The organism is Planotetraspora phitsanulokensis (genome assembly GCF_016863295.1).
In the GTDB taxonomy this organism is placed as follows: domain Bacteria; phylum Actinomycetota; class Actinomycetes; order Streptosporangiales; family Streptosporangiaceae; genus Planotetraspora; species Planotetraspora phitsanulokensis.
Window position 1 is genome coordinate 176,699 of the sequence record NZ_BOOP01000004.1, and the last position, 18,939, is coordinate 195,637.

22 protein-coding genes are annotated in these 18,939 nt (G+C 71.9%); 14 read left to right on the top strand and 8 right to left on the bottom strand.

Translation table 11 applies throughout. The features are described from left to right. Positions 1–12 precede the first annotated feature (12 nt). The 3 genes from Pph01_RS06480 to Pph01_RS06490 form a co-directional block, all read right to left on the bottom strand. On the bottom strand, positions 13–822 hold the full coding sequence (locus tag Pph01_RS06480; protein ID WP_239116481.1) for an SAM-dependent methyltransferase: 810 nt from the start codon (positions 820–822) through the stop codon (positions 13–15). 124 nt (positions 823–946) lie between these two features. Further along, positions 947–1,708: an SDR family NAD(P)-dependent oxidoreductase gene (locus Pph01_RS06485; RefSeq protein WP_204072034.1), complete on the bottom strand. Its 762-nt coding sequence runs from the start codon at positions 1,706–1,708 to the stop codon at positions 947–949. A gap of 211 nt (positions 1,709–1,919) precedes the next feature. Next, positions 1,920–2,564 (bottom strand): carboxymuconolactone decarboxylase family protein, encoded by a 645-nt coding sequence (locus tag Pph01_RS06490; RefSeq protein WP_204072035.1) that lies wholly within the window; start codon positions 2,562–2,564, stop codon positions 1,920–1,922. Between the two features lie 174 nt (positions 2,565–2,738). On the opposite strand from Pph01_RS06490, the gene Pph01_RS06495 reads away from it, so the two are divergent. The 5 genes from Pph01_RS06495 to Pph01_RS06515 all read left to right on the top strand — a co-directional run bounded on the left by Pph01_RS06495 (position 2,739) and on the right by Pph01_RS06515 (position 7,101). Beyond that, positions 2,739–3,605: an AraC family transcriptional regulator gene (locus Pph01_RS06495; protein WP_204072036.1), complete on the top strand. Its 867-nt coding sequence runs from the start codon at positions 2,739–2,741 to the stop codon at positions 3,603–3,605. Then, positions 3,602–4,012, top strand: a complete 411-nt coding sequence (locus Pph01_RS06500; RefSeq protein ID WP_204072037.1) for a VOC family protein — start codon at positions 3,602–3,604, stop codon at positions 4,010–4,012. The genes Pph01_RS06495 and Pph01_RS06500 overlap by 4 nt, the downstream gene beginning before the upstream one ends. 62 nt (positions 4,013–4,074) lie before the next feature. Then, on the top strand, positions 4,075–5,205 hold the full coding sequence (locus Pph01_RS06505; RefSeq protein WP_204072297.1) for a WD40 repeat domain-containing protein: 1,131 nt from the start codon (positions 4,075–4,077) through the stop codon (positions 5,203–5,205). Positions 5,206–5,309: 104 nt separating this feature from the next. Then, positions 5,310–6,521: a PP2C family protein-serine/threonine phosphatase gene (locus Pph01_RS06510; RefSeq protein ID WP_308441877.1), complete on the top strand. Its 1,212-nt coding sequence runs from the start codon at positions 5,310–5,312 to the stop codon at positions 6,519–6,521. Between the two features lie 58 nt (positions 6,522–6,579). Then, positions 6,580–7,101 (top strand): HAD domain-containing protein, encoded by a 522-nt coding sequence (locus Pph01_RS06515; protein ID WP_204072039.1) that lies wholly within the window; start codon positions 6,580–6,582, stop codon positions 7,099–7,101. Positions 7,102–7,127: 26 nt separating this feature from the next. Here Pph01_RS06515 and Pph01_RS06520 read toward each other — a convergent pair whose 3' ends face one another. Next, positions 7,128–7,589 carry a MarR family winged helix-turn-helix transcriptional regulator gene (locus tag Pph01_RS06520; RefSeq protein ID WP_204072040.1) on the bottom strand — a complete coding sequence of 154 codons (462 nt, stop codon included), beginning with the start codon at positions 7,587–7,589 and terminating at the stop codon, positions 7,128–7,130. 61 nt (positions 7,590–7,650) lie between these two features. Here Pph01_RS06520 and Pph01_RS06525 point away from each other — a divergent pair, with 61 nt between their 5' ends. Next, positions 7,651–8,409 carry an SDR family NAD(P)-dependent oxidoreductase gene (locus Pph01_RS06525; protein ID WP_204072041.1) on the top strand — a complete coding sequence of 253 codons (759 nt, stop codon included), beginning with the start codon at positions 7,651–7,653 and terminating at the stop codon, positions 8,407–8,409. Between the two features lie 94 nt (positions 8,410–8,503). Here the strand turns inward: Pph01_RS06525 and Pph01_RS06530 are convergent, their stop codons facing one another. Further along, on the bottom strand, positions 8,504–8,722 hold the full coding sequence (locus Pph01_RS06530; protein WP_275412801.1) for a DUF3099 domain-containing protein: 219 nt from the start codon (positions 8,720–8,722) through the stop codon (positions 8,504–8,506). Positions 8,723–8,902: 180 nt separating this feature from the next. Here Pph01_RS06530 and ccmA point away from each other — a divergent pair, with 180 nt between their 5' ends. Together ccmA and Pph01_RS06540 are read left to right on the top strand one after the other, a co-directional pair. Next, positions 8,903–9,529: a heme ABC exporter ATP-binding protein CcmA gene (gene ccmA, locus Pph01_RS06535; RefSeq protein WP_204072043.1), complete on the top strand. Its 627-nt coding sequence runs from the start codon at positions 8,903–8,905 to the stop codon at positions 9,527–9,529. Beyond that, entirely contained in the window at positions 9,526–11,070 is a 1,545-nt protein-coding gene (locus tag Pph01_RS06540) for a DUF6297 family protein (protein WP_204072044.1), read from the top strand. Before ccmA ends, Pph01_RS06540 begins: the two co-directional genes overlap by 4 nt. Before the next feature lie 131 nt (positions 11,071–11,201). Here the strand turns inward: Pph01_RS06540 and Pph01_RS06545 are convergent, their stop codons facing one another. Genes Pph01_RS06545 through Pph01_RS06555 form a run of 3 tightly spaced genes read right to left on the bottom strand, consistent with a single transcriptional unit; the run spans position 11,202 to position 13,823 of the window. Next, on the bottom strand, positions 11,202–11,822 hold the full coding sequence (locus Pph01_RS06545; RefSeq protein WP_204072045.1) for a PepSY domain-containing protein: 621 nt from the start codon (positions 11,820–11,822) through the stop codon (positions 11,202–11,204). A gap of 46 nt (positions 11,823–11,868) precedes the next feature. Beyond that, entirely contained in the window at positions 11,869–13,146 is a 1,278-nt protein-coding gene (locus tag Pph01_RS06550; protein WP_204072046.1) for a sensor histidine kinase, read from the bottom strand. Further along, a complete protein-coding gene (locus Pph01_RS06555; RefSeq protein WP_204072047.1) occupies positions 13,143–13,823 on the bottom strand; it encodes a response regulator transcription factor in 681 nt (226 codons plus the stop codon). The genes Pph01_RS06550 and Pph01_RS06555 overlap by 4 nt, the downstream gene beginning before the upstream one ends. 93 nt (positions 13,824–13,916) lie before the next feature. Between Pph01_RS06555 and Pph01_RS06560 the strand changes: the two genes are divergently transcribed. Genes Pph01_RS06560 through Pph01_RS06585 form a run of 6 tightly spaced genes read left to right on the top strand, consistent with a single transcriptional unit; the run spans position 13,917 to position 18,895 of the window. After that, entirely contained in the window at positions 13,917–14,405 is a 489-nt protein-coding gene (locus Pph01_RS06560; RefSeq protein ID WP_204072048.1) for a hypothetical protein, read from the top strand. A gap of 57 nt (positions 14,406–14,462) precedes the next feature. After that, a complete protein-coding gene (locus tag Pph01_RS06565) occupies positions 14,463–15,083 on the top strand; it encodes an RNA polymerase sigma factor (RefSeq protein ID WP_239116482.1) in 621 nt (206 codons plus the stop codon). After that, positions 15,080–15,928: a cupin domain-containing protein gene (locus Pph01_RS06570; RefSeq protein WP_204072049.1), complete on the top strand. Its 849-nt coding sequence runs from the start codon at positions 15,080–15,082 to the stop codon at positions 15,926–15,928. The genes Pph01_RS06565 and Pph01_RS06570 overlap by 4 nt, the downstream gene beginning before the upstream one ends. Continuing rightward, positions 15,913–16,770 (top strand): ATP-binding cassette domain-containing protein, encoded by an 858-nt coding sequence (locus tag Pph01_RS06575; protein WP_204072050.1) that lies wholly within the window; start codon positions 15,913–15,915, stop codon positions 16,768–16,770. The genes Pph01_RS06570 and Pph01_RS06575 overlap by 16 nt, the downstream gene beginning before the upstream one ends. Next, positions 16,767–18,215: a hypothetical protein gene (locus Pph01_RS06580; protein ID WP_204072051.1), complete on the top strand. Its 1,449-nt coding sequence runs from the start codon at positions 16,767–16,769 to the stop codon at positions 18,213–18,215. Before Pph01_RS06575 ends, Pph01_RS06580 begins: the two co-directional genes overlap by 4 nt. After that, positions 18,206–18,895: a hypothetical protein gene (locus tag Pph01_RS06585; protein ID WP_204072052.1), complete on the top strand. Its 690-nt coding sequence runs from the start codon at positions 18,206–18,208 to the stop codon at positions 18,893–18,895. The genes Pph01_RS06580 and Pph01_RS06585 overlap by 10 nt, the downstream gene beginning before the upstream one ends. Positions 18,896–18,939: the final 44 nt, after the last annotated feature.

Below are 18,939 nucleotides of genomic sequence, written 5' to 3' on the forward strand. Positions count from 1 at the left end.
ACCCGTGCATGATCACGCGGGGGTGTGGCGGGCGACGCCGCCTACTGCTCCGGCTTCGCCTTGCTTGACGATCGGCACGTCCAGCGGACGCCACTTCTGGAGGGCGACGACCCCCGGCTCGACCAGGTCGAGACCCTCGAAGAACGCCGAGACCTGCTCCGGCGTCCTGGACGCGGCGCCCGGCGCGGACGTGCGGCTGAACACCTGCTGCCCCTCGCGCTCCTGGTCCTCGCTCAGCGGCGCGATGGACCCGTGCGAGACGACGAGGTAGCCGCCGGGCGTCAGAGCCGAACGGAACGTCGCCGCGATGTCCGCCGCCTCGTCGTCGTCCGGGACGAAGTGCAGGACGCCCAGCAGCAGGATCGCCACGGGTTGCGAGAAATCGAGATGACCGCGTACGGCCGGATGGTCGAGCAGCGCCTGCGGCTTTCGCATGTCGGCGTCCACGGTGATCACGCGGGAGTTCTCGGAGAGCAGCGCCCGCGCGTGGGTGAGCACGATGGGGTCGTTGTCGACGTAGACCACCCGCGACTCCGGCGCCAGTTCCTGGGCGACCTGGTGGACGTTGCGCTGCGTCGGCAGCCCGGCTCCGATGTCGAGGAACTGCCTGATCCCCTGCCCGCTGAGGTAGCTCACGGCGCGCACCAGGAACTCGCGGTTCTCCCTGGCGATGTCCCGCAGGTTGGGCAGGATCGCGATGATCTTCTCGGCGGCCTCACGGTCGGCCGCGAAGTTGTCCTTGCCACCAAGGTAGTAGTCGTACATCCGCGCGACGCTCGGTGTGGACGTATCAACTCCGGACGGTGCTCTGAAGTCGTTCACGCCGCTCCTCACGCTGATCCCCGGTCAGAGGAGATCGTAATTCATTCACCCCCTCTTGTGGATCTTTATACGCCGTTCCGGATATTTTCGACGCCAATCGTTTGCAGATCCACTTCCGGACCCGTCAGACAGGATCGGACACCTTCCAGATCTGCCCGGTGGCGTCGCAGGGCAGCCGGGAGACCAGTGATCGCGCGGACTCTTCCGGGCTGATCAGCCCCTCCCGGTGATAGCCGGCGAACTGCTCGTGCAGGGCCGTGCCGATCTGGTCGGGATCGCTCTCGCGGATCCATGCCTGCATGGCGGTGTCCACCCGGCCGGGCCGGTACGCGTTCACGGTGACGCCGCTGCCGGCCACCTCGGCGGCGAGGTTGACGGTGTGGGCCTCCAGCGCCGCCTTGGCCGTGGCGTAGGCGTTGGCCCCGATCATGGACGTGGGGCGCTCCGCGACCCCGCTCGAGACGTTGACGACACGTCCCCACTTCCGGTCGAGCATGCCCGGCAGCAACTCGAAGGTGAGGGTGGCGACGGACACCAGGTTGACGTCGATCGCGGTGGCCCATTCGCCGGCGTCCAAGGTGGCGCTGGGGCCGAGCGGCCAGACGACGCCTGCGTTGTTGACGAGGATGTCGACGTCCCCGAGATCATCTCCCACACCGCCGAGCAGGTCGGAGATCCGGTCGGGACGGGTGAGGTCTCCCTGGACGACGAGCGCCTCGCCCCCCACGGCCCGGACCAGGCGTGCGGACTCGGCGAGCTCGTTCTGGGAGCGCGCCATGAGGACGGTCCGCGCGCCGGCCCGGGCCAGTTCCACCGCGACGGCCCGGCCGATCCCGCCACTGGCGCCTGTGACCAGCGCGGTCCTGCCTTCGAACGGCCTCATCATGATCATCACTCCTCGGTCGGCGATGAAGCCATGATGAGGCCGTGCCGCGACCAGCCCGACAGCGGGCCGCCCGCCAGGCCCGCTCGCCCGGCTGAGCAAGTCAGGCCCGCTCGCCCGACAGCGGGCCGCCCGCCAGGCTCGACCACCCCGCTGCAGCCTTCGGGCTTGCCACCCCGCTGCAAACGTCAGCCCGGTCGTCGGGCTGAGCAGGTCATGCCCGCTCGCCCGACTGCGCCGCCCAGTAGTCGCCCGACGCCCTCGACGCCGCCGAGGCCTCGGCCGTCTCGAAGCCCGGGGCCATGGACGCGGACGTTCCCGCCAGATACTCGTGGTGGTCGATGCCCAGCAGGCGGATCCAGCTCTGCTGGCCGTACGTCAGCGCGATGCAGCAGCCGAGCTCGACGAGCTCGGCCTCGGAGAAGTGCCGGTGCAGCCGCTCCCAGAACGCGTTGTCGGCCTCCAGGCCCCAGGCGATTGCCTCGGCGTAGGAGAGCGCCGCGCGCTGCCTCTCGTCGTACTTCGGGGACGTCTCGAAGTTCAGCAGGTCGTCGTACTGCTGCTCGACCAGGCCCGCGGCGGTGGCCTTGATCGAACGCTGGTTGCCGCAGAACTCGCACTTCACCGTGCGGGAGATGTAGACCCGGCAGAGTTCCTTGATCGCGTGATCGCAGACGCCGCTGTGGAACAGCGCCTTCCAGGAGTCGGCGAACGCCCAGAAGGCGTTCGGCGCGTGCGCGCGGACGGCGGAGCTCTCGGGCCGGGGGGTGCCTTCACGGGCACATCTGTGCATCTCCTCCCGCATCGCCTCGTCCATCTGCTCCATCGGTACGTAGCTGATGCGGTTCGTGTTCGTCACAGTGCGCTCCCATCTCGGTCGCCGTTCCGCCCCCGACCCAGAACGCCGCAATCGTTTGCACGTCCGATGCTGCCCCAGCGGGGTGTGGAGGTCAAGACACGCGGGGCCTTCCACCGCGCTCCGCGGGCGGCGAGGATCGGAGCGACACAGTCCGCGAGTCAGGCGGTGACGATCATGGCGGGACGGCCGACATCCGAGATCGTCAGCAGGCGTCCCGCGCCGCCGTTGCGGCCGTTCGTCACCTGGTACTGCGGATATCGCGACGCCGACGTGGGCCCGAGGCGGCACCGCGGCCTGCCGTCCCCGTATCTGACCGTGATCGTCACGTTGGACGAGCCGCTCGTCGTGGCCGCCCACCCCGACCTGCGCATTCCGCCGGCCGAGTACGGCACGCTCGTCGGCGGTCTCCACACGACTCCCGTCCTCATCACGCACGACGGCCGGCAGTCGGGCATCCAGCTGAGCCTTTCCCCGCTCGGCGCCAGGGCGCTGCTCGGCCTGCCGGCCGGCGAGCTCACCGGCTCCGTCCTCGACGCCGCCGACGTCGTGGGACCGTTCGCGAACCAGTTGCGGGAGCGGGTGCTGGACGCCCACGGCTGGACGGCGAGGTTCGGCGTTCTGGACGAGATGTTGTCGGCGCACCTCGACGCCGGAGCACGGCTCCAGGGCGAGGTCGTGCACGCCTGGCGGCGACTGCTGACGTCGGCGGGAGCCGTACCCGCCGCGGAACTGGCCCGCGAGGTGGGGTGGAGCGGCCGGTACCTGAGCCGACGGTTCGGCGTCGAGGTCGGGCTGAGCCCGAAGGCCGCGGCCCGGGTCGTGCGGTTCGACCGGACCCGCAGGTTCCTCATGCGGCAGGCCGCTGAGGACCGCGGTCTCCTCCTGTCCGACGTGGCGGCGGAGTGCGGCTACTACGACCAGGCCCATCTGGCGCGCGAGTTCGGCGAGTTCGCCGGCTGCTCGCCCTCCCGCTGGCTCGGCGAGGAGTTCCGATACGTCCAAGCCGGAGCGGACACCCTGATGTCAGACTCGGCGACATGACTGACGCAGCCCCACCGCCCCAGGTCTATCCCGCACTGCGCGCCCGCGACGCCCGTGCCCTGATCAGGTTCCTCGTCGACGCATTCGGCTTCGAGGAGACCGTCGTCTACGGCGAAGGCGACCGCGTCGACCACGCCCAGCTCTCCTGGCCGCTCGGCGGCGGCATCATGCTCGGCAGCGTCCGCGACGTCCCCGACGACCCGTGGCCTCTGCAGCCGGGCGCGTTCGGCGCGTACGTCGTGACCGACGACCCGGACGGGCTGTACGCGCGGGCGACCGCGGCCGGAGCCAAGGTGGCCCAGGAACTGCACGACACCGATTACGGCTCTCGCGATTTCACCGTCGTCGATCCGGAAGGCAATCTGTGGTCCTTCGGAACTTATCGGGGCGAACCCCGTAGAAATTGACTAAGTCCGTCATGCATGGCGTTCCGTGACGATCTCCGCCTGGGGCTGTCTAATGTCGTCCCATGCTGAACGTAGACCGGATGCTCGGTGACGACGACGACGTGGCCGGCAACGACGCCGGGCGCGCGCGGCTCAGGCGCCTCACCACGGTGCTGAGCCTGCTTGCGATCACGATCACGACGGGCGTCGTGATGTTGATCCTGGTGGTCGACGAGACCCGACGGCATCCTGTCCGCGCCCAGACAGCCCCCTCCTCCCAACCGCGGAGCGTCGCATCACCATCGCGAACCGCGCCCACGCCGGAGGCGTTGTCCGCCCCGGTGACCGACGGCCTGCGCCTGAAGGCCAGGCTCTCCGGCCACTGGTGGGCCGTGGGGCCGCTGGTCTTCAGTCCCGACAGCAAGTTCCTGGCCAGTTGCAGCGTCGAGGTCGGCCGAGTGTGGAACGCGGCGACCCGGCGGATCGTCAAGAGTTTCCGCCAGGCCGGCGGCGCCTCTGCCGGGTGCCCGGTGGCCTACAGCGCCGAGGGGACCACGCTGGTCCTCACCGACCACTACAACACGGTCCGGCTGTGGGACGTCGCCTCCGCCAGGACGGTCAGGACCATTCGCGTTCCCGGGAACTTCCTGTCCTCCGCCGTCCTGAGCCCGGACGGAAGGCTCGTCGCCACCGGTGGCAGGAGCACGCGCCTGTGGGACGCGGCCTCGGGAACGACCATCGCCACCTTCCCCGAGCCCAAGGGCACGGTCTCCCGCGTCGCGCTGAGCCCCGACGGGAAGACGCTCGCCTCGGGAGGCGGCGACGGCGCCGTACGGCTGTGGGACGTCACGACCCGGCGCCTCACCGCCACCCTGCCCGCTCATGCCGGCCGAGACATGTCCACGCTCGCCTTCAGCCCGGACGGGAAGTCCCTGGCCGTGTGCCAGAAGGGCGTCGTCGTGTTGTGGGACCTCACCTCCCGGAAGGTCGCCGCCACCCTCAAGTCGGGCGAGTGGGCCGATCAGCTGACCTACAGCTCCGACGGGAAGACCCTGGCCGTCGTGGACACCGGGGCCGCCCGGCTGTGGGACGTCGCCTCCCGGCGGCCGATCGCCACTGTGGCCGGGGCGATGTCGGCGGCTCTCAGCCCTGACGGCGAGACCCTGGCGACCGGCGAGCATGACGGGAGCATCCGGCTCTGGACGATCACCTGACGATACGAGGTCATGGGGCCTGCGCAGGGAAGCGTTGACCGTGACGGCGGGTCCCCAGGCGTACCGTCGTCAGATGAGGACGCACGGCGGGGGGAGGTGTGGCTGTGCGCGACGCCGAACAGATGCTGGCGGGCCTGTTGACTGCCAGCCACCTGGCCTCGCTGGAGGAGCTTCCCGCCCTGGTGGCCGAGCACGCCGCGACGGCCGGCATCACCCAGACGATGATCTACGTGTCGGATCTCCAGAGCCGTTTCCTCGCCCCTCTGCCGGGCCAGCTCGACGAGGCGGGCCGGCCGCTTGAGCCGATGAACATCGACGCCACCGTGGCCGGGCGGGCCTTCCGCAACGTGGAGGTCGTCCGGCCCCGCGCCCCGGAACCGGCGGAGACCCGGACGAAGATGTGGGTGCCCCTCCTCGACGGCACCGAGAGGGTCGGCGTGCTCGGGGTGACCGTGCCGGTGGACGACGAGTCCGCCGAACGGAACGCCTGCGCGCTGGCGTCGCTCGTCGCCCTGCTGGTCGTGAGCAAACGCGGATCCAGCGACGCGTACGCGCGGATCGTGCGCGCCCACAGGATGACGCTCTCCGCCGAGGTGCTCTGGAACCTGATGCCGTCGGGGACCTTCGCCAACGACGACATCGTGGTCAGCGCGGTGCTGGAGCCCGCCTACGAGGTGGGCGGCGACGCCTACGACTACGCCACCGACGGGGACAGGCTGCATCTGTCGGTCTTCGACGCCATGGGACACGACGCGTCCGCGGGGCTGACCGCCTCCGTCGCGATCGGCTCGTATCGCAACACCCGCCGCAAGGGCACCGATCTGCTCGCCGTCAGCGAGACCATCGACGAGGCCATCGCCGAGCAGTTCGGCACCCAGCGCTTCGCCACGGGCGTCCTGGCCACGCTCGACATCAAGTCGGGCTCGTTGACCTGGGTCAACCGGGGCCACCATCCGCCCCTGGTGATCCGCGGAGGGCGCCGGGTCGCGACGCTCGAGACCATGCCTTCGCCGCCCATGGGCCTGCGGCTCGGCGTCAACACCGGCCCCGCCCACTACCAGCTCGAGCCCGGCGACCGGCTGCTGATCTACACCGACGGGATCATCGAGGCGCGCAGTCCCGACCAGGAGCTGTTCGGCCTGGAGCGCTTCGTCGACTTCGTCATCCGCCGCGAGGCCGACGGCATGCCCGGCCCGGAGACCCTGCGCCGGCTGGTCCAGACGATCCTGGCCCATCAGCACGGAGTGCTCCAGGACGACGCCACGGTGCTGCTGGTCGAGTGGCGGACCCAGCGGGAGCGCCGTCTCACGATCTGATGCCCGGCCCGAATCGCCGGACGGCCACGCATGGACGCCCATGAGCGATCATGGGGTCATGCGGTCGAAACCCCTTCTGCTCCTGGACGTGGACGGCGTGCTCAACCCGTCCCGCCGATCGTCGCTCCGGTATCGCCGGCACATCTGCGTGGTGGACGGCGGTCTGTACAAGCTGCTCCTCGACCGGCGGCACGGTCCCCAGTTGCTCTCGCTCGCCCGCGACACGGGCGCCGAGCTCGTCTGGGCCACGACCTGGGAGGAGCACGCCAACGTGGAGATCGCCCCGCGCGTCGGGCTGCCGCGGCTTCCGGTCATCCGGGTTACCGGGGATCCGGTCTCGAAGGCCGGCGAGCACTTCAAGACCGGCGCGGTCGCCGACTACGTGGACGGCCGGCCGTTCGTGTGGTTCGACGACGGGCTGACCACCGCCGACCACGACTATCTCCGGGCGCACGAGGGCGTGGACGACTTCCTTCTGGTCCACGTCGACGCGCGTCACGGTCTCGGCGAGGACCACCTCACTCAGGCCCGCGAATGGCTCAGCACCTTCGCAAGCCGCCGACCAGGAGATTCGGCCTGACCGGCGGCCTCGGTCACCGGTTGGCGTCACTCTTCGGCGAGGACGGCTTCGTCGACGAGCCCGCGTAGCCGGTCGTTGGCCCGTTCGAGCGCGATGATCGTCAGCTCACGCTGCTCGTCGGTCGCGTCGCCCATCGCCTGCTCCGCAAGTTCGGCCCAAGCACCCTCGATGGCGGGCAGCAGTTCATGCCCCGCCTCCGTGACCACGATGCGCACCTGGCGGCGATCCGTGGCGACCGGCTCGCGGCGGAACCACCCGCCGCCTTCCAGCCGGGCCAGGCTCCGGGTCGCAGTGGGCGGCTCGATGCCGAGCCGTGCCGCCAATTCCGAGACCGTCATCCCCTCCGGCTCCTGGGCCAGGATCCACAGCAGGACGTCCTGCCCGGGGTGCAGGCCGAGCGTCGCCAGCTTGCGCGCCTTCGCCGCGCGGTAGAGCTTGCTCATCTTGTTCAGTGCCCGGTTGACGCGCATCGCCTCACTTGCATCCACGTGCCTCATCCTATAGATATTTAGTCGGCTAAAAGATAGTCGGCTAACCATTGGAGGAGTAATGGATCTCGGACTTGCCGGCCGCATCGTGCTGGTCACAGGGGCGTCCGGCGCCATCGGCTCGGCGATCGCCCGGGCGTTCGCCGCGGAGGGCGCCCTGGTCGCCGCCGGATGGCATGGCAACGAGGACCGGGCGCGCAGCCTCGCCGACTCGATCGTCCAGGCGGGCGGCAAGGGGATGGCGGTACGGATCGACCAGAGCGACCGAGGGGCGGCACAGGCGGCGGCGCACCAGGTCGAGCAAGAACTCGGTGACATCGCGATCCTGGTCGCCAACGCGGTCTCCTGGCCGACGATGACCCCGGAGACGTGGGACACCCTGACCGACTGCTTCACCGCGAACGTGACGGGGACGCTGGCGCTGATCGACACGGTCCTGCCCGGCATGCGCGGCGCCGGTTGGGGGCGGGTGGTGCTGATCTCCTCCGACGTGGTCGACCAGCCGATGCCCGCGGCCGTGGCGTACCCCGCCGCCAAGGGAGCCCTGGAGACGGCCGCCAGGGTACTCGCCGTCCGGGAGGCCCGGCACGGCATCCTCACCAACGTCGTCAAACCGGGCTTCACCCTGACCGAGAAGGCGTTGAACGCCCCCTGGCTGGGGCAACAGGCCGTCGACGCCGAGGCCGCCAAGACGCCGACGGGCCGCATCTGCACGCCGCAGGACGTCGCCTCCGTGGTCGCCTACCTCGGATCAGGCGCGAACGCCCACGTCAACGGGGAAACCCTCTCAGTGGCGGGTGGGCGGCACCTGACCCGCTAGAGGCCCCTTCCCACATGTTGAAAGATCATGAGTGTGCTGTGGTGATCGCCGTCGCGGTATGACCAGGGTTCGTGCGACAGCGTGCGCAATGGGGCTAGCCGCGGTCGCCGTCTCCGTCGTCCCCGCCGCCGCGGTTGGCGATGATCACCGCGAAGGGCGGGATCGCCAGCGCCACGATCGAGACCGCGATGGCCGCCGGGACCGAGAAACGCGCGATCACCGTCCCGGAGAGGACGAAGAGCGCCAAGCAGGTCCCCATCAGGATGAAATAGATCCGTCGACGGTTCCTCATGACGTCCTCCTCCGAGCTCACGGCCTTGCCCGGCCGATCCCCCAATCACTACCCGCACCGGCTCCCCACAGCGAGGAAGGGCACACTCCCACGGTCGGCGGGACTGCGAACGGGCATGCGCACTCCGCCAGGGTCAGGTCCGCCCGGCGGGACGGTGGACCGGCATGCGCACCCACCGCCCGCGGTCCATAGGCTCGAGCGGTGACTGACTCGATCGTCGTCGTCCGGGACGTGAACGTTGTACTGGGCGGCAGGACCGTCCTTCGTGATTTCGGCCTCACGGTCGCCCGCGGCGACGTCGTGGCCGTGCTCGGCCTCAACGGCGTGGGCAAGTCGACGTTGCTGCGCTGCATCGCGGGCCTTCAGCCGCAGACGTCCGGGGTGGTCGGGGTCCTCGATCGGCCGCCGTCCGACGATTCCGGCTTCTGGCGTGACGTCGTGCTCGTCGGCGACGAACCGGCCTGGTATCCCGGTCTGACCGTCCTGGAACATCTCGAACTCATGCACGCCGTCCACGGATCGTCCCGCTTCGAGGTCGAGGCGGCCCTGGACCTGTTCGACCTGGAAGAACGGCGCGACATGGTGCCGGCGAACCTCTCGACCGGGCAACGGCAACGGTTGTCGCTGGCGATGGCGCTGCTCCGGCCGAGCCGGCTCCTCCTGCTCGACGAGCCCGAGCGCGGGCTCGACTCGGCGTTCAGAACTCGGCTGGCGGCGATCCTCACCGAATACGCGGCCGCGGGCGGCACCGTGGTGATGGCGACCCACGACCTCGCGTTCGCCCGGGCGGCCGTCGCCCGCCAGGTCACGCTGGAGGCCGCGGCGTGAACGACGTGCGGGTCGTCCGCGCCTTCATCCGGGCGCGTGGCCGTGCCCCCGTGAGCTGGTCGGACCGGTATGTCTCCGTGTTCACGCTGACGGTGGTGGCGCTCGTCCTGGCCGACCCCCTGACCAGCGCGTTGGCCGCTGTGACGGCCGGCGCGAGCCAGGTGGATCCGTCCAGGCTGGGTGCGGGGATCGCCGTGGTCACGCTGGGATACGCGGGTTTCCTCTCTCTCGCCCGCATGTTCGGCCCGGTGGTGCTGCCCGCGGCCGACGCGGCCTGGCTGCTGCTCTCCCCTCTCCCGCGCCGGAGTGTGCTGCGACGGACGTCGGCGATCCTGCTCGCTGTCTCCTTGGCGGCCGGGGCCGCGCTGAGCCTTGCGCTGTTCGCCGTGCTCGCCGGATCCGCGGGCCACGGCACACTGGTCGTGGTCACAGCGGTGGTCGTCGGACTCTCCGCGGCCGTGGGCGGAATGGGCGCGGCCGTAATCGCCCAGTCGTCGCCCGCATGGGATTCGTGGCTGCGCGGAGCGGTCGGCTGCCTCGTCGTCGCGGCCGTGCTGGCCGCGGTGGCAGGGAGCGGCCCCGGACGGCACGCACTCGCCGCCGTCGCCGACGCACCGCGATCGCTGGGCGCCGCTGTCGTGTCGTCGTCGGCTGCCACGGCCCTCGTGCTGGTACGGCAGGCCTGGCGAGCCCTCGGCCGCATCCGTGCGAGCTCGCTCCTGGCCACGTCCACCCGCGCGGGCCACATCGCCGCCGCGGCCGTCGTCATGGATCCGGGCGCCCTGACCTGGGCGGCGGAGGAGAACCACTGGCGGGCCAGGACCCTCCGTTCCCGGCCATGGCCCGCGCTGCTGTCCCGGGGCGCGCCACGACCGCTTCGGGCCGTGTCCGCACCTCTGGCGACGGCCTGGCATGACTGGCGACGGCTGGTCCGCCGGCCCAGGAGGTCGGCGGCCCTGCTCGGGACCGCCGCACTGCCCGCCCTGGCCGCGCAGGCCCTGGGCGGGACGTCTCCCGTCGCGGTGGCCGTGCTGGCCACGGGTGCCCTGGCCGCGGCCGTCGTCTGCACCGCCGGCGCCCGCCGCGACGCCGAGAATCCCGGCCTCGCGCGGCTGCTCGGCGTGAACGCCCGTGCCGTACTCGCCGCACGGGCCCTGCTGCCTGCGCTGATGAGCGCCGCCTGGCTCTCGCTCGCCCTCGTGGGACTGGTCGTCACCGGCGCGCTTACGGGCTCGTGGTGGTTGCTCGGCCCACTGGCCGCTCCCGCTCTGGCCGCGGGGGCACTGCGGATGGCGCGGCGGCGGCCGATCGACCATTCCCTGCCGGTGATCGACACCCCGGCCGGCCCCGTCCCCACAGGCTGGATCGTCTGGGCGATGACGGGTGTGGACCTCACCGTGCTCGGCTGCGCGCCTCTGCTCGTCGCCCTGATGGTGCGGCCGCCTGTCACCGGTGCGCTCCTCGTGGCGCAGTCCGTTTTCGGCGTCGCGATTCTGGCCGCCTTCCTGCTCGGCGCGCGGACGGGCGTCCGAAGGGGGTGAACCCGTCCCCCCGCGGCGCGAGGCGTGCCGCGGGGTGTGCGCCACGGCCGGGTCGCGTCGGGCAGATCCCGCCCCCGCCGCACGCGGGGGCGGCATCTGCCCGACACTCCCCAGGTGTTCAGTCCGGACGGCTAGTCGCCGTGCCTGTCCTTCCCGTGGTCGTCACCGCCGCGGTCATCCGCGCCCCCGCGGCCGCCGTGCCGGTCACCACCGTGGTCGTCGCGGCCCTGGTCGTCGACGCCCCCGCGTGCCCCGAGCCGGTCGCCGCCGTGGTCGTCGGCGCCGTTGTCGTCGCGGATGCGGTCATCGCGGCCGCCGTTGTCGTCGTGACGGAACCGGACGACGGTCCCGGACTCCGCGGAGACCTGGATCTGGTACTCGATGCCGCCCTTGACCAGTTTCACCTCCCACACCCACCGGCCGTGCTCCAGTTCGCGTTCCACCTCAGTGACGCGCGCCCCGGGAACGCGCTTCGCGGCGATCTCGATCGCCTGCCGGGACGTGACCGCGTCCGCCGGCCTCGTGGGCGCGGTGGTCGGAGATGCGGTCGTGGGCGCGACGGCGGCGTCCGTGGGCGAGGGGCTCGAGCCGGTGCCGTCGACCGGTGAGGGGGTGGCCGCCGAGGGCGTGGCGGGAGCGGAGGGACCGGCCGCCGCGAAGGTGCTCGTGGCCACCAGGCCGAGGAGGGCGACCGATCCGGTCGCCGCGAGAGCCAGCTTCGCCGCCTTGCTGATGCGTGGTGTGTTCGTCATGTCGCCAGAATCGGCGCGAGCACGCTAAGCCCGCGCTCGCGCATCGTTAAGGGGTTCCTAATTCGAGGATCACCATGGCGCCGCCTCCGGGAGTCGTGTCGAGCAGGAGCGACCCGCCTGACGTCTCCGCGGTCCGCCGGGCGATGTCCAGGCCGAGCCCGGTCGAGCCCGCGCCGCTCCTGCCCCTCTCGAGGAGGTCTCCGGAGCCGGACGCAGGCCGGAGGCCGGGACCCGAGTCGGCCACCACCAGCCGCGCGCCGCCGGGCGAGGGCGTCAGCCGTACGCCGAAGGGGGTCCCCTCCGGCGTGTGCGCGAAGACGTTGCCGAGCAGTGCGTCCACGCAGGCGGACAGGTCGGCGGCGCCGACGGCCACCGTCAGCGCTCCAGGCGGCAGCTCGAGCTCCATCGGCCGGTCCTGGTCCTCGGCCAGGACGGCCCAGAACGTCACCCGTTCGCGCACCACCTCAGCCGCGTCGCAACTGGCGCTCTCCCGTGACCTGCGCCGTACATCGGTGATGACCGAGGTCACGGCCCGCTCCAGCTCGTCGACCCGGGCCTGCAGCCGCGCGGCCGACTCCGGGTCGGACAGCGACTCGACCTCCAGCCGCAACCCGGTGAGCGGGGTCCTGAGCCGGTGGGAGACGTCGGCGGCGGTCTCACGCTCCTCGGCCAGCAGGTCGCTGATGCGCCCGGCGAGATGGTTGAGCGCCAGTCCCACGTCGCGCACCTCGGGAGGCCCGCTCACGGCGGTTCGCGCGGCCAGGTCGCCTCCCGCGAGCCGGTGGGACACCCGGGCGAGGCCGGTCATTGGCCGGGTCAGCGCGAGCGCGAGGCGATCCGCCACGAAGATCCCCACCCCGATCAGGGCGAGCCCGAGGACGAGCATGCCGAGCCAGACCTCCCGGACCCCACGGGTGAGGTCCTGCCGGGTGAGCCCCGTCCGGACGACGGCCGTGCCGCCGGGAACGCCCTGAACGGCGACCAGGACCTCCGCCCCGGTGGGGGTCTCGGCCACAAGACTCCGTCCGCGTGCGGCGAGCTCCACCGCCGGAGACCGCCTCACGGGCGAGCCGACGACGTCGCCGCCGGGCAGGAAGACCGTGATCGCATGGCCGCTCGAGGCCGCCGTGCGCTCGGCCGTCAGCGCGAGACCGCCGGCGTCCGCCGTTCCCACGACCGCGGCGACGGACTGCGCCTCAGCGGTCGCCTGGCTGACGGCTCCGCTCTCGACGAGCTGGCGGACGAGCAGTCCCAGCGGGACGAGCAGGGCGATGAGCACGAGCGAGGTCGTGGCGGCCACCAGCAGGGCCAGCCAGCGCCTCATGACGGCTCGACCAGTTTGACTCCGACGCCGCGGACGGTCTGGATGTAGCGGGGATTCTGGGCGCTCTCCCCCAGTTTCCGCCTCAGCCAGGACAGGTGGACGTCGACGGTCTTGTCGGCCCCTCCGTACGGCACCAGCCACACCTCGGTGAGCAGCTCGCGTTTCGTGACGACCTCCCCCGGCCGGGAGGCCAGGTAGTACAGCAGGTCGAACTCGCGCGGCGTGAGGTCGAGGGCCGTCCCGCCGAGGGCCGCTTCGCGGCTGCGCAGATCCAGCCGCAGGTCGCCGATGACGACCGAGGAGTCGGCGCGCTCGTCGGACATCCGCCGCAACACGGCTCGGACGCGGGCGTCCAACTGGGCCGCGCTGAAGGGCTTGACCACGTAGTCGTCGGCCCCCGCGTCCAGCAGGCGCACCACCTCCGCCTCGTCGTCCCGCGCAGTGGCCACGATCACCGGGACGCGGCTCACTGCACGGAGCATGCGTAACATCTCGGCGCCGTCCAGGTCGGGCAGGCCGAGGTCGAGCACGACCAGATCGGGACGCTCCGCGAGGGCCAGCCGCAACCCGTCGAGCGCGGTGTGCGAGGACGACACGGCGTGCCCCCGCTCGCGCAACCCACGCGTCAGGGCGGTACGGATGGTCGTGTCATCCTCGACAAGCAGGACATTTGCCACGTGGAGCCACGCTAATGGGTTCCCGGCCGATGACATAGGGGCCTTATCACCCCCTTAACCCCGTCTTATCGCTCCGGCAGGAAGGATCGGCCCATGAACCGGCGCCTGCTCCTCGTGGTCACCGGGTGGCTGACGGTCGGGCTCATCGCCACCGGCGCGGGCCTCACCCTGACGACCCTCCTCGGAGAGACGATCACCGAGCTCGGGAGCCGTCCGCTGTCGGCCGACGAGGTCCAGCGGGCGCTCGATGCCTCCGACGCCGCGGCCACGAGTCCGTCGACCGTGCTGTCGCCCTCCCCGACCGCTCCCGCTCAGCCGCGGTCGTCCGAGCCTCCAAGGATGGCGGGAACGCCTCGCGTCATGACGCTGCCCGGAGGGGTCGTCGTCGCCCGGTGCTCCGGCGGCCTGGTCACACTGGAGTCGCTGACGCCGGCCCCCGGGTACGAGATCGACGACGCCGACCGAGGCCCGAGGGACCGGGCGCGGGTGAAGTTCGAAAGCGAGGAGGGGCACGGCCGCAAGTCCGAGATCGAGGTGCGGTGCTCCGGCGATCGCCCCGAGGGCACGATCAAGGACGACTGACCTCGGCCTCCGCATCCGGATGAACCGTCTGCACCGGATCGCGCGATAGACGTAGATGTGCATCTGTTTCACGCGGGACGCCGGGAACCACCCCCCATCGGCGCGCACAGCGACGACGCCGACCTCCTGACGGCCGTCGCCGCCAGGCGGGTCGAGGCCCTGAGACTCCTGCACCAGCGGCACGCTCCCTGGCTGCGCGCACGGCTGTCCCGCCGATGCGCCGACGCGGACCTGGTCGACGACGCCATCCAGGACACGTTCGTCGCCATCTGGCGGGACGCGCACCGGTACCGCGCCGCGCGCGGTGAGGCCGCGGCGTGGATCTGGACGATCGCCGTCCGCAGGCTGATCTCGGCGCTGCGCGGTCGCGGGAGTCCTCCGCCGACGGCCGCTCTCGACGACGTGCTTCCCGACGGGCCCCATGCGACCGGTCCCGCCGGGAGCAGTGCGCGCCTGATCACCGAGTCGGCCGAGGACGCGGTCCTGGTCGGCGTCGAGCACGGGGACCTGGGCGCCGCCCTCGCCGCGCTCTCGCCGGATCTGCGCGCCGCCATCGAGGCCACCGTGCTCGACGGCCTCACGACACGTGAGGCCGCCCACCTCCTCGGTATTCCCGAGGGCACCGTCAAGACCCGAGTCATGCGGGCCAAGGCCCGGCTCAGGGGGCATCTCACATGAAGTCGCAGTGGCATCTGCCCGGTGAGCTGATCCAGCGCTACGCGACGGGCCGCCTGGAACCGGTCCAGGTCATGTCCGTCGAGACCCATCTCTCCCGATGCGCGGCCTGCCGGGAGGCCGTGCCGTACGACGAGGAGTGGCTGGCGACCAGCTGGGAGCGGATCGAGGATCTCGTCGACCGCCCCTCGCCCCGTCCCGCCGCGCGACTCCTCCACCGGGCCGGCGTGCCCGACCACCTCGCGACGTTCCTCGCGGCGACTCCCACACCGGCCCGGGGATGGCTGGCGGCCGTGGGAGCGGTCCTGACCTTCGCCGTGACGGCGGCGCACCTCGCCGGGCAGGACCCGTTCTGGGCCGTGCACGCTGTGGTTCCCTTCCTCACGATCGCGCCCGTGCTCCCCCTCGCCGGCATCGCGCTGGCGTACGGCCCGCACGTCGACCCCGTGCACGAACTGCAGGCGGCCACCCCGATGGCGGGCCCGCGGCTGTTGCTTCTGCGCGCGCTCGCCGTGCTGGTGCCCGCCGTCGTCCTGACCTCCATCGCCGCGCCGTTCCTCCCCGGCCCGGGCCGGCTCGCGGCGGCGTGGCTGCTGCCCGCACTCGCGCTGACCGCGGGCACCCTCGCGCTGTCGACCCGCGTCTCGCCGCGGCTCGCGGCCGGCGGGCTCGTCACCGCCTGGCTGGCCGCCCTGGCCCTCGAAGGCGGCCTCGCCGGGCACGTGTTCGTCTTCTTCTCCCCTGCCGCCCAGGCCCTGTACGGCACGGCGGCGCCGATCCTGGCCGTGTTCGCCTATCGGCGGCGGGCCCACCTCGACCCTGGAGAGTCCCGATGGAACCGACTGTGACCGTTCGCGGCCTGACCAAGAGGTTCGGCCGCAAGACCGTCCTCGACGGCCTGGCCCTGGAACTCGGCCGCGGGGTCACCGGCCTGCTGGGCCCGAACGGCGCGGGCAAGACCACCCTTCTGCGGACCCTCGCGACCACTCTGGCTCCGGACGCCGGTGAGGTCCGAGCACTCGGGCTCGATCCGTCCGACCGCGTCCAGCGCACCGAGATCCGGCGCCGGCTCGGCTATCTCCCCCAGAGCCCCGGCCACTATCCGCACTTCACCGCCTTCGAACTGGTGGAGTACGTCGCGATCCTGAAGGAGCACGCCGATCGGCGCAAGCGCCACCGCGAGGTCCGCAGGGTCCTCGCGGAGACCGGCCTCACCGAACAGTCCAGGACGAAGGTCCGCAAGTTGTCGGGCGGCATGCGGCAGCGGCTCGCGCTCGCCCAGGCGCTGCTCGGCGATCCCGACCTCCTCGTCCTCGACGAGCCGACGGTGGGCCTGGACCCCGAGCAGCGGATGCGGTTCCGGGCGCTGGTGTCCCGCCTCGGCGAGAGCCGTACGGTCCTGCTCTCCACCCACCAGACCGAGGACGTCGCCGCGCTGTGCGAGCGGGTGATCGTCATGAAGGACGGCAGGAACGTGTTCGACGGGACTCCGCGCGACCTGGCGGCGACCGCCGCCGGGCAGGTCTGGTTGTCGCATCGGCCGCCCGCGGACTCGCAGTTGTTCTGGCGTGCCGCCGACGGCCGGTACCGCACGCTGGGCGCCCGGCCCCAGGACGCCGTCCCGGCCGAGCCCGGGGTCGAGGACGGCTATCTCCTGCTGCTCGGCGAGGCGGCGGAGGTCGCGGCGTGAACCTGTCGCTGGTGCGCTTCGAGGCACGGCGGCTGCTGCGCCATCCGATCCTCTGGGGCGCGACGCTGGCGGCCCTGGCGCTGTCCTTCGCCTGGGACGGACCGTGGCTGCCCGACATGACCATGGTGACGATCGACACGGTCACCGCGTCGACGCTCATCGGCGCCGCCGTCCTGGTCATCGCGAACCTGGCGACCGGCAGGGACCGGCGGCACGACCTTCCCGAGACGCTCGCCGCGCTGCCCACCCGGGCGGCGCCGCGCACGCGGGCGATCGTGCTGGCGGCCCCCTTCGCCGGCGGACTGGCGGCAGCGGTGATGATCTCCGCTCATCTGCTGGTCGTCTCGTCGTCGGACACCGCCGCCGGACGGTTCGACCCGTATGAGGCACTCGGCGGCGTCGGCCTGGTGGCACTCGCAGCCTCCGCCGGAGCGGCGCTCGCGCGCTGGACGCCGTCGTTGATCCTGCCGCCCGTCCTGATCGTCGCCGTGGCGTTCGACATGGTCGGCAACCCGTGGGCGGAGTACGGCGGGTGGCTCCTGCCGGTGATCCCCGGTCACAGCCCCGACTGGGGGCCCAGGCCCTCCGCTCCGCACCTGCTCTACCTCGTCGCGGCGGCCGTCCTGCTCGGTGCAGCCGCGCTCCTCAGGCACGGGCCGCGTTTCACCCGCGTCGCCGTCGCCGTCGTCGCCACGGCCGTCACCGCGGCCGCCGGGTCCGTCACGACCGCGGGCGCGCCGGTCATCCCGTGGCGCGGCACGGCCTCCCCGCCGCACCCGCCACGGCAGGTGTGCGAGGACTCCGCAGGGGTCACCTTCTGCGCCTATCCGGACTACACACCGTGGATCCCCGTATGGTCGGAGGCGATCAGACCGCTGGTCACCGCCGTACCTGCACGAGCCCTCGACCGGCTCCCGCCCATCCGGCAGCGGTCGTTCAACTCCTATCTCCCCTCGGGCGCGGGCGACGGGAAACCGGCCACCTGGACGACCTGGTCGACGGATCCCGCTCAGCATCGCGCGCTCCTCGTCGGGCAGGTGGCGGCCCGGCTCGCCGGGCTCGGCGAAGGATGCGACGGCCGGGGCCTCGCCCGCACCGTCGTCGCGCTCTGGCTCACCGGCCGGGCGGGTCCGCTGCTCGACGCCCCCGATCCCGCGTTGTGGCAGAGGGGCCCGGGAAACGGGCTCACCAATGGGCTGATCGAGGTCCCGATGGGCGACAACGCCGGCGGCCTGTCCGTACCCGGCCAGCTCGGCGGGTTGCGGTACGGCTCGGCAGAGGTCGGCTACGCGCGGCGTCTCCTCGAGCGAGACGACGCCGCCGGCCTCATCACGGAGAACTGGGATGTGCTCACCGCACCCGGGACGACCGTCGAGCAGGCCCTGCCGTTGCTCGGCCTCGGACAGCAGATCTCCGGACCGCGAAGAGAGGCCGAGTGCGCGTGACCTCGTCGAACGGCCTGCGGCACGAGCATGCGGCGTTCCGGGATCCGGCGGCCGGTCGAGTACACCTCCGCGTGGCGTGGGCACTGATGCGGCCGCTGGCGCGGGCGGTCGACTGGTCTCCTCTGGCGATCGCGGCTTCGCTCATCGTGTCCGTCGCGGCGCTGGTGCCGCCCGGTGAGCCGCTGGGCCCCGTGCCGGCGCTCGCCCTGCTGAGGACGGCGGCGCTGCTGCTCGGTGCCGCCGCCGGGTTCGCGCTGGTCGACGCCATGTCCGCGAGCACCGGTGCGGTCCCCGTGCCGCGCTGGGTCCGCCAGTGGGCCAGGACCGTGATCGCGCTGTCGGCCGCGGGACTGGTCTGGGCCGCGACATACGCCATCGTGGCGGCGAGGATCGTTCCCGGCGTGGCCGTCACACTGCCTGGGCTCGCCGTCGAAGCGGCCGTCTGCATGCTGGTCGGTTCGGCGGGGGCGGCGACGGCCGTGCGCCGGCATCCAGGCAGGCAGGCCGCCCTCGGCGGCGCCGTGGCACAACTCGCCGCCTACGCGGCGACTCTGATCACCGGCGCCGGCGTCTGGCCCGCCCTCGGTGACAAGCACTGGGACGTGACCCACGCCTGGTGGCTCGCCGCTCTTCCCCTCCCCCTCCTGGTCCTCGTCGCCGTCCATCGTGACGTGCGTTGATTGCGGCCTTTACAACGTAGATTCATATGGCCGTCTGCGACATC

Bases quoted from the DNA above. Each gene is read 5' to 3' on its own strand.
- Pph01_RS06525 (WP_204072041.1), top strand. From the start codon at position 7,651: ATGGATCTCGGACTTGCCGGCCGCATCGTGCTGGTCACAGGGGCGTCC.
- Pph01_RS06515 (WP_204072039.1), top strand. From the start codon at position 6,580: ATGCGGTCGAAACCCCTTCTGCTCCTGGACGTGGACGGCGTGCTCAAC.
- Pph01_RS06560 (WP_204072048.1), top strand. From the start codon at position 13,917: ATGAACCGGCGCCTGCTCCTCGTGGTCACCGGGTGGCTGACGGTCGGG.
- Pph01_RS06545 (WP_204072045.1), bottom strand. From the start codon at position 11,822: ATGACGAACACACCACGCATCAGCAAGGCGGCGAAGCTGGCTCTCGCG.
- Pph01_RS06485 (WP_204072034.1), bottom strand. From the start codon at position 1,708: ATGATGAGGCCGTTCGAAGGCAGGACCGCGCTGGTCACAGGCGCCAGT.
- Pph01_RS06550 (WP_204072046.1), bottom strand. From the start codon at position 13,146: ATGAGGCGCTGGCTGGCCCTGCTGGTGGCCGCCACGACCTCGCTCGTG.
- Pph01_RS06505 (WP_204072297.1), top strand. From the start codon at position 4,075: ATGCTGAACGTAGACCGGATGCTCGGTGACGACGACGACGTGGCCGGC.
- Pph01_RS06495 (WP_204072036.1), top strand. From the start codon at position 2,739: ATGGCGGGACGGCCGACATCCGAGATCGTCAGCAGGCGTCCCGCGCCG.
- Pph01_RS06570 (WP_204072049.1), top strand. From the start codon at position 15,080: ATGAAGTCGCAGTGGCATCTGCCCGGTGAGCTGATCCAGCGCTACGCG.
- Pph01_RS06500 (WP_204072037.1), top strand. From the start codon at position 3,602: ATGACTGACGCAGCCCCACCGCCCCAGGTCTATCCCGCACTGCGCGCC.
- Pph01_RS06575 (WP_204072050.1), top strand. From the start codon at position 15,913: ATGGAACCGACTGTGACCGTTCGCGGCCTGACCAAGAGGTTCGGCCGC.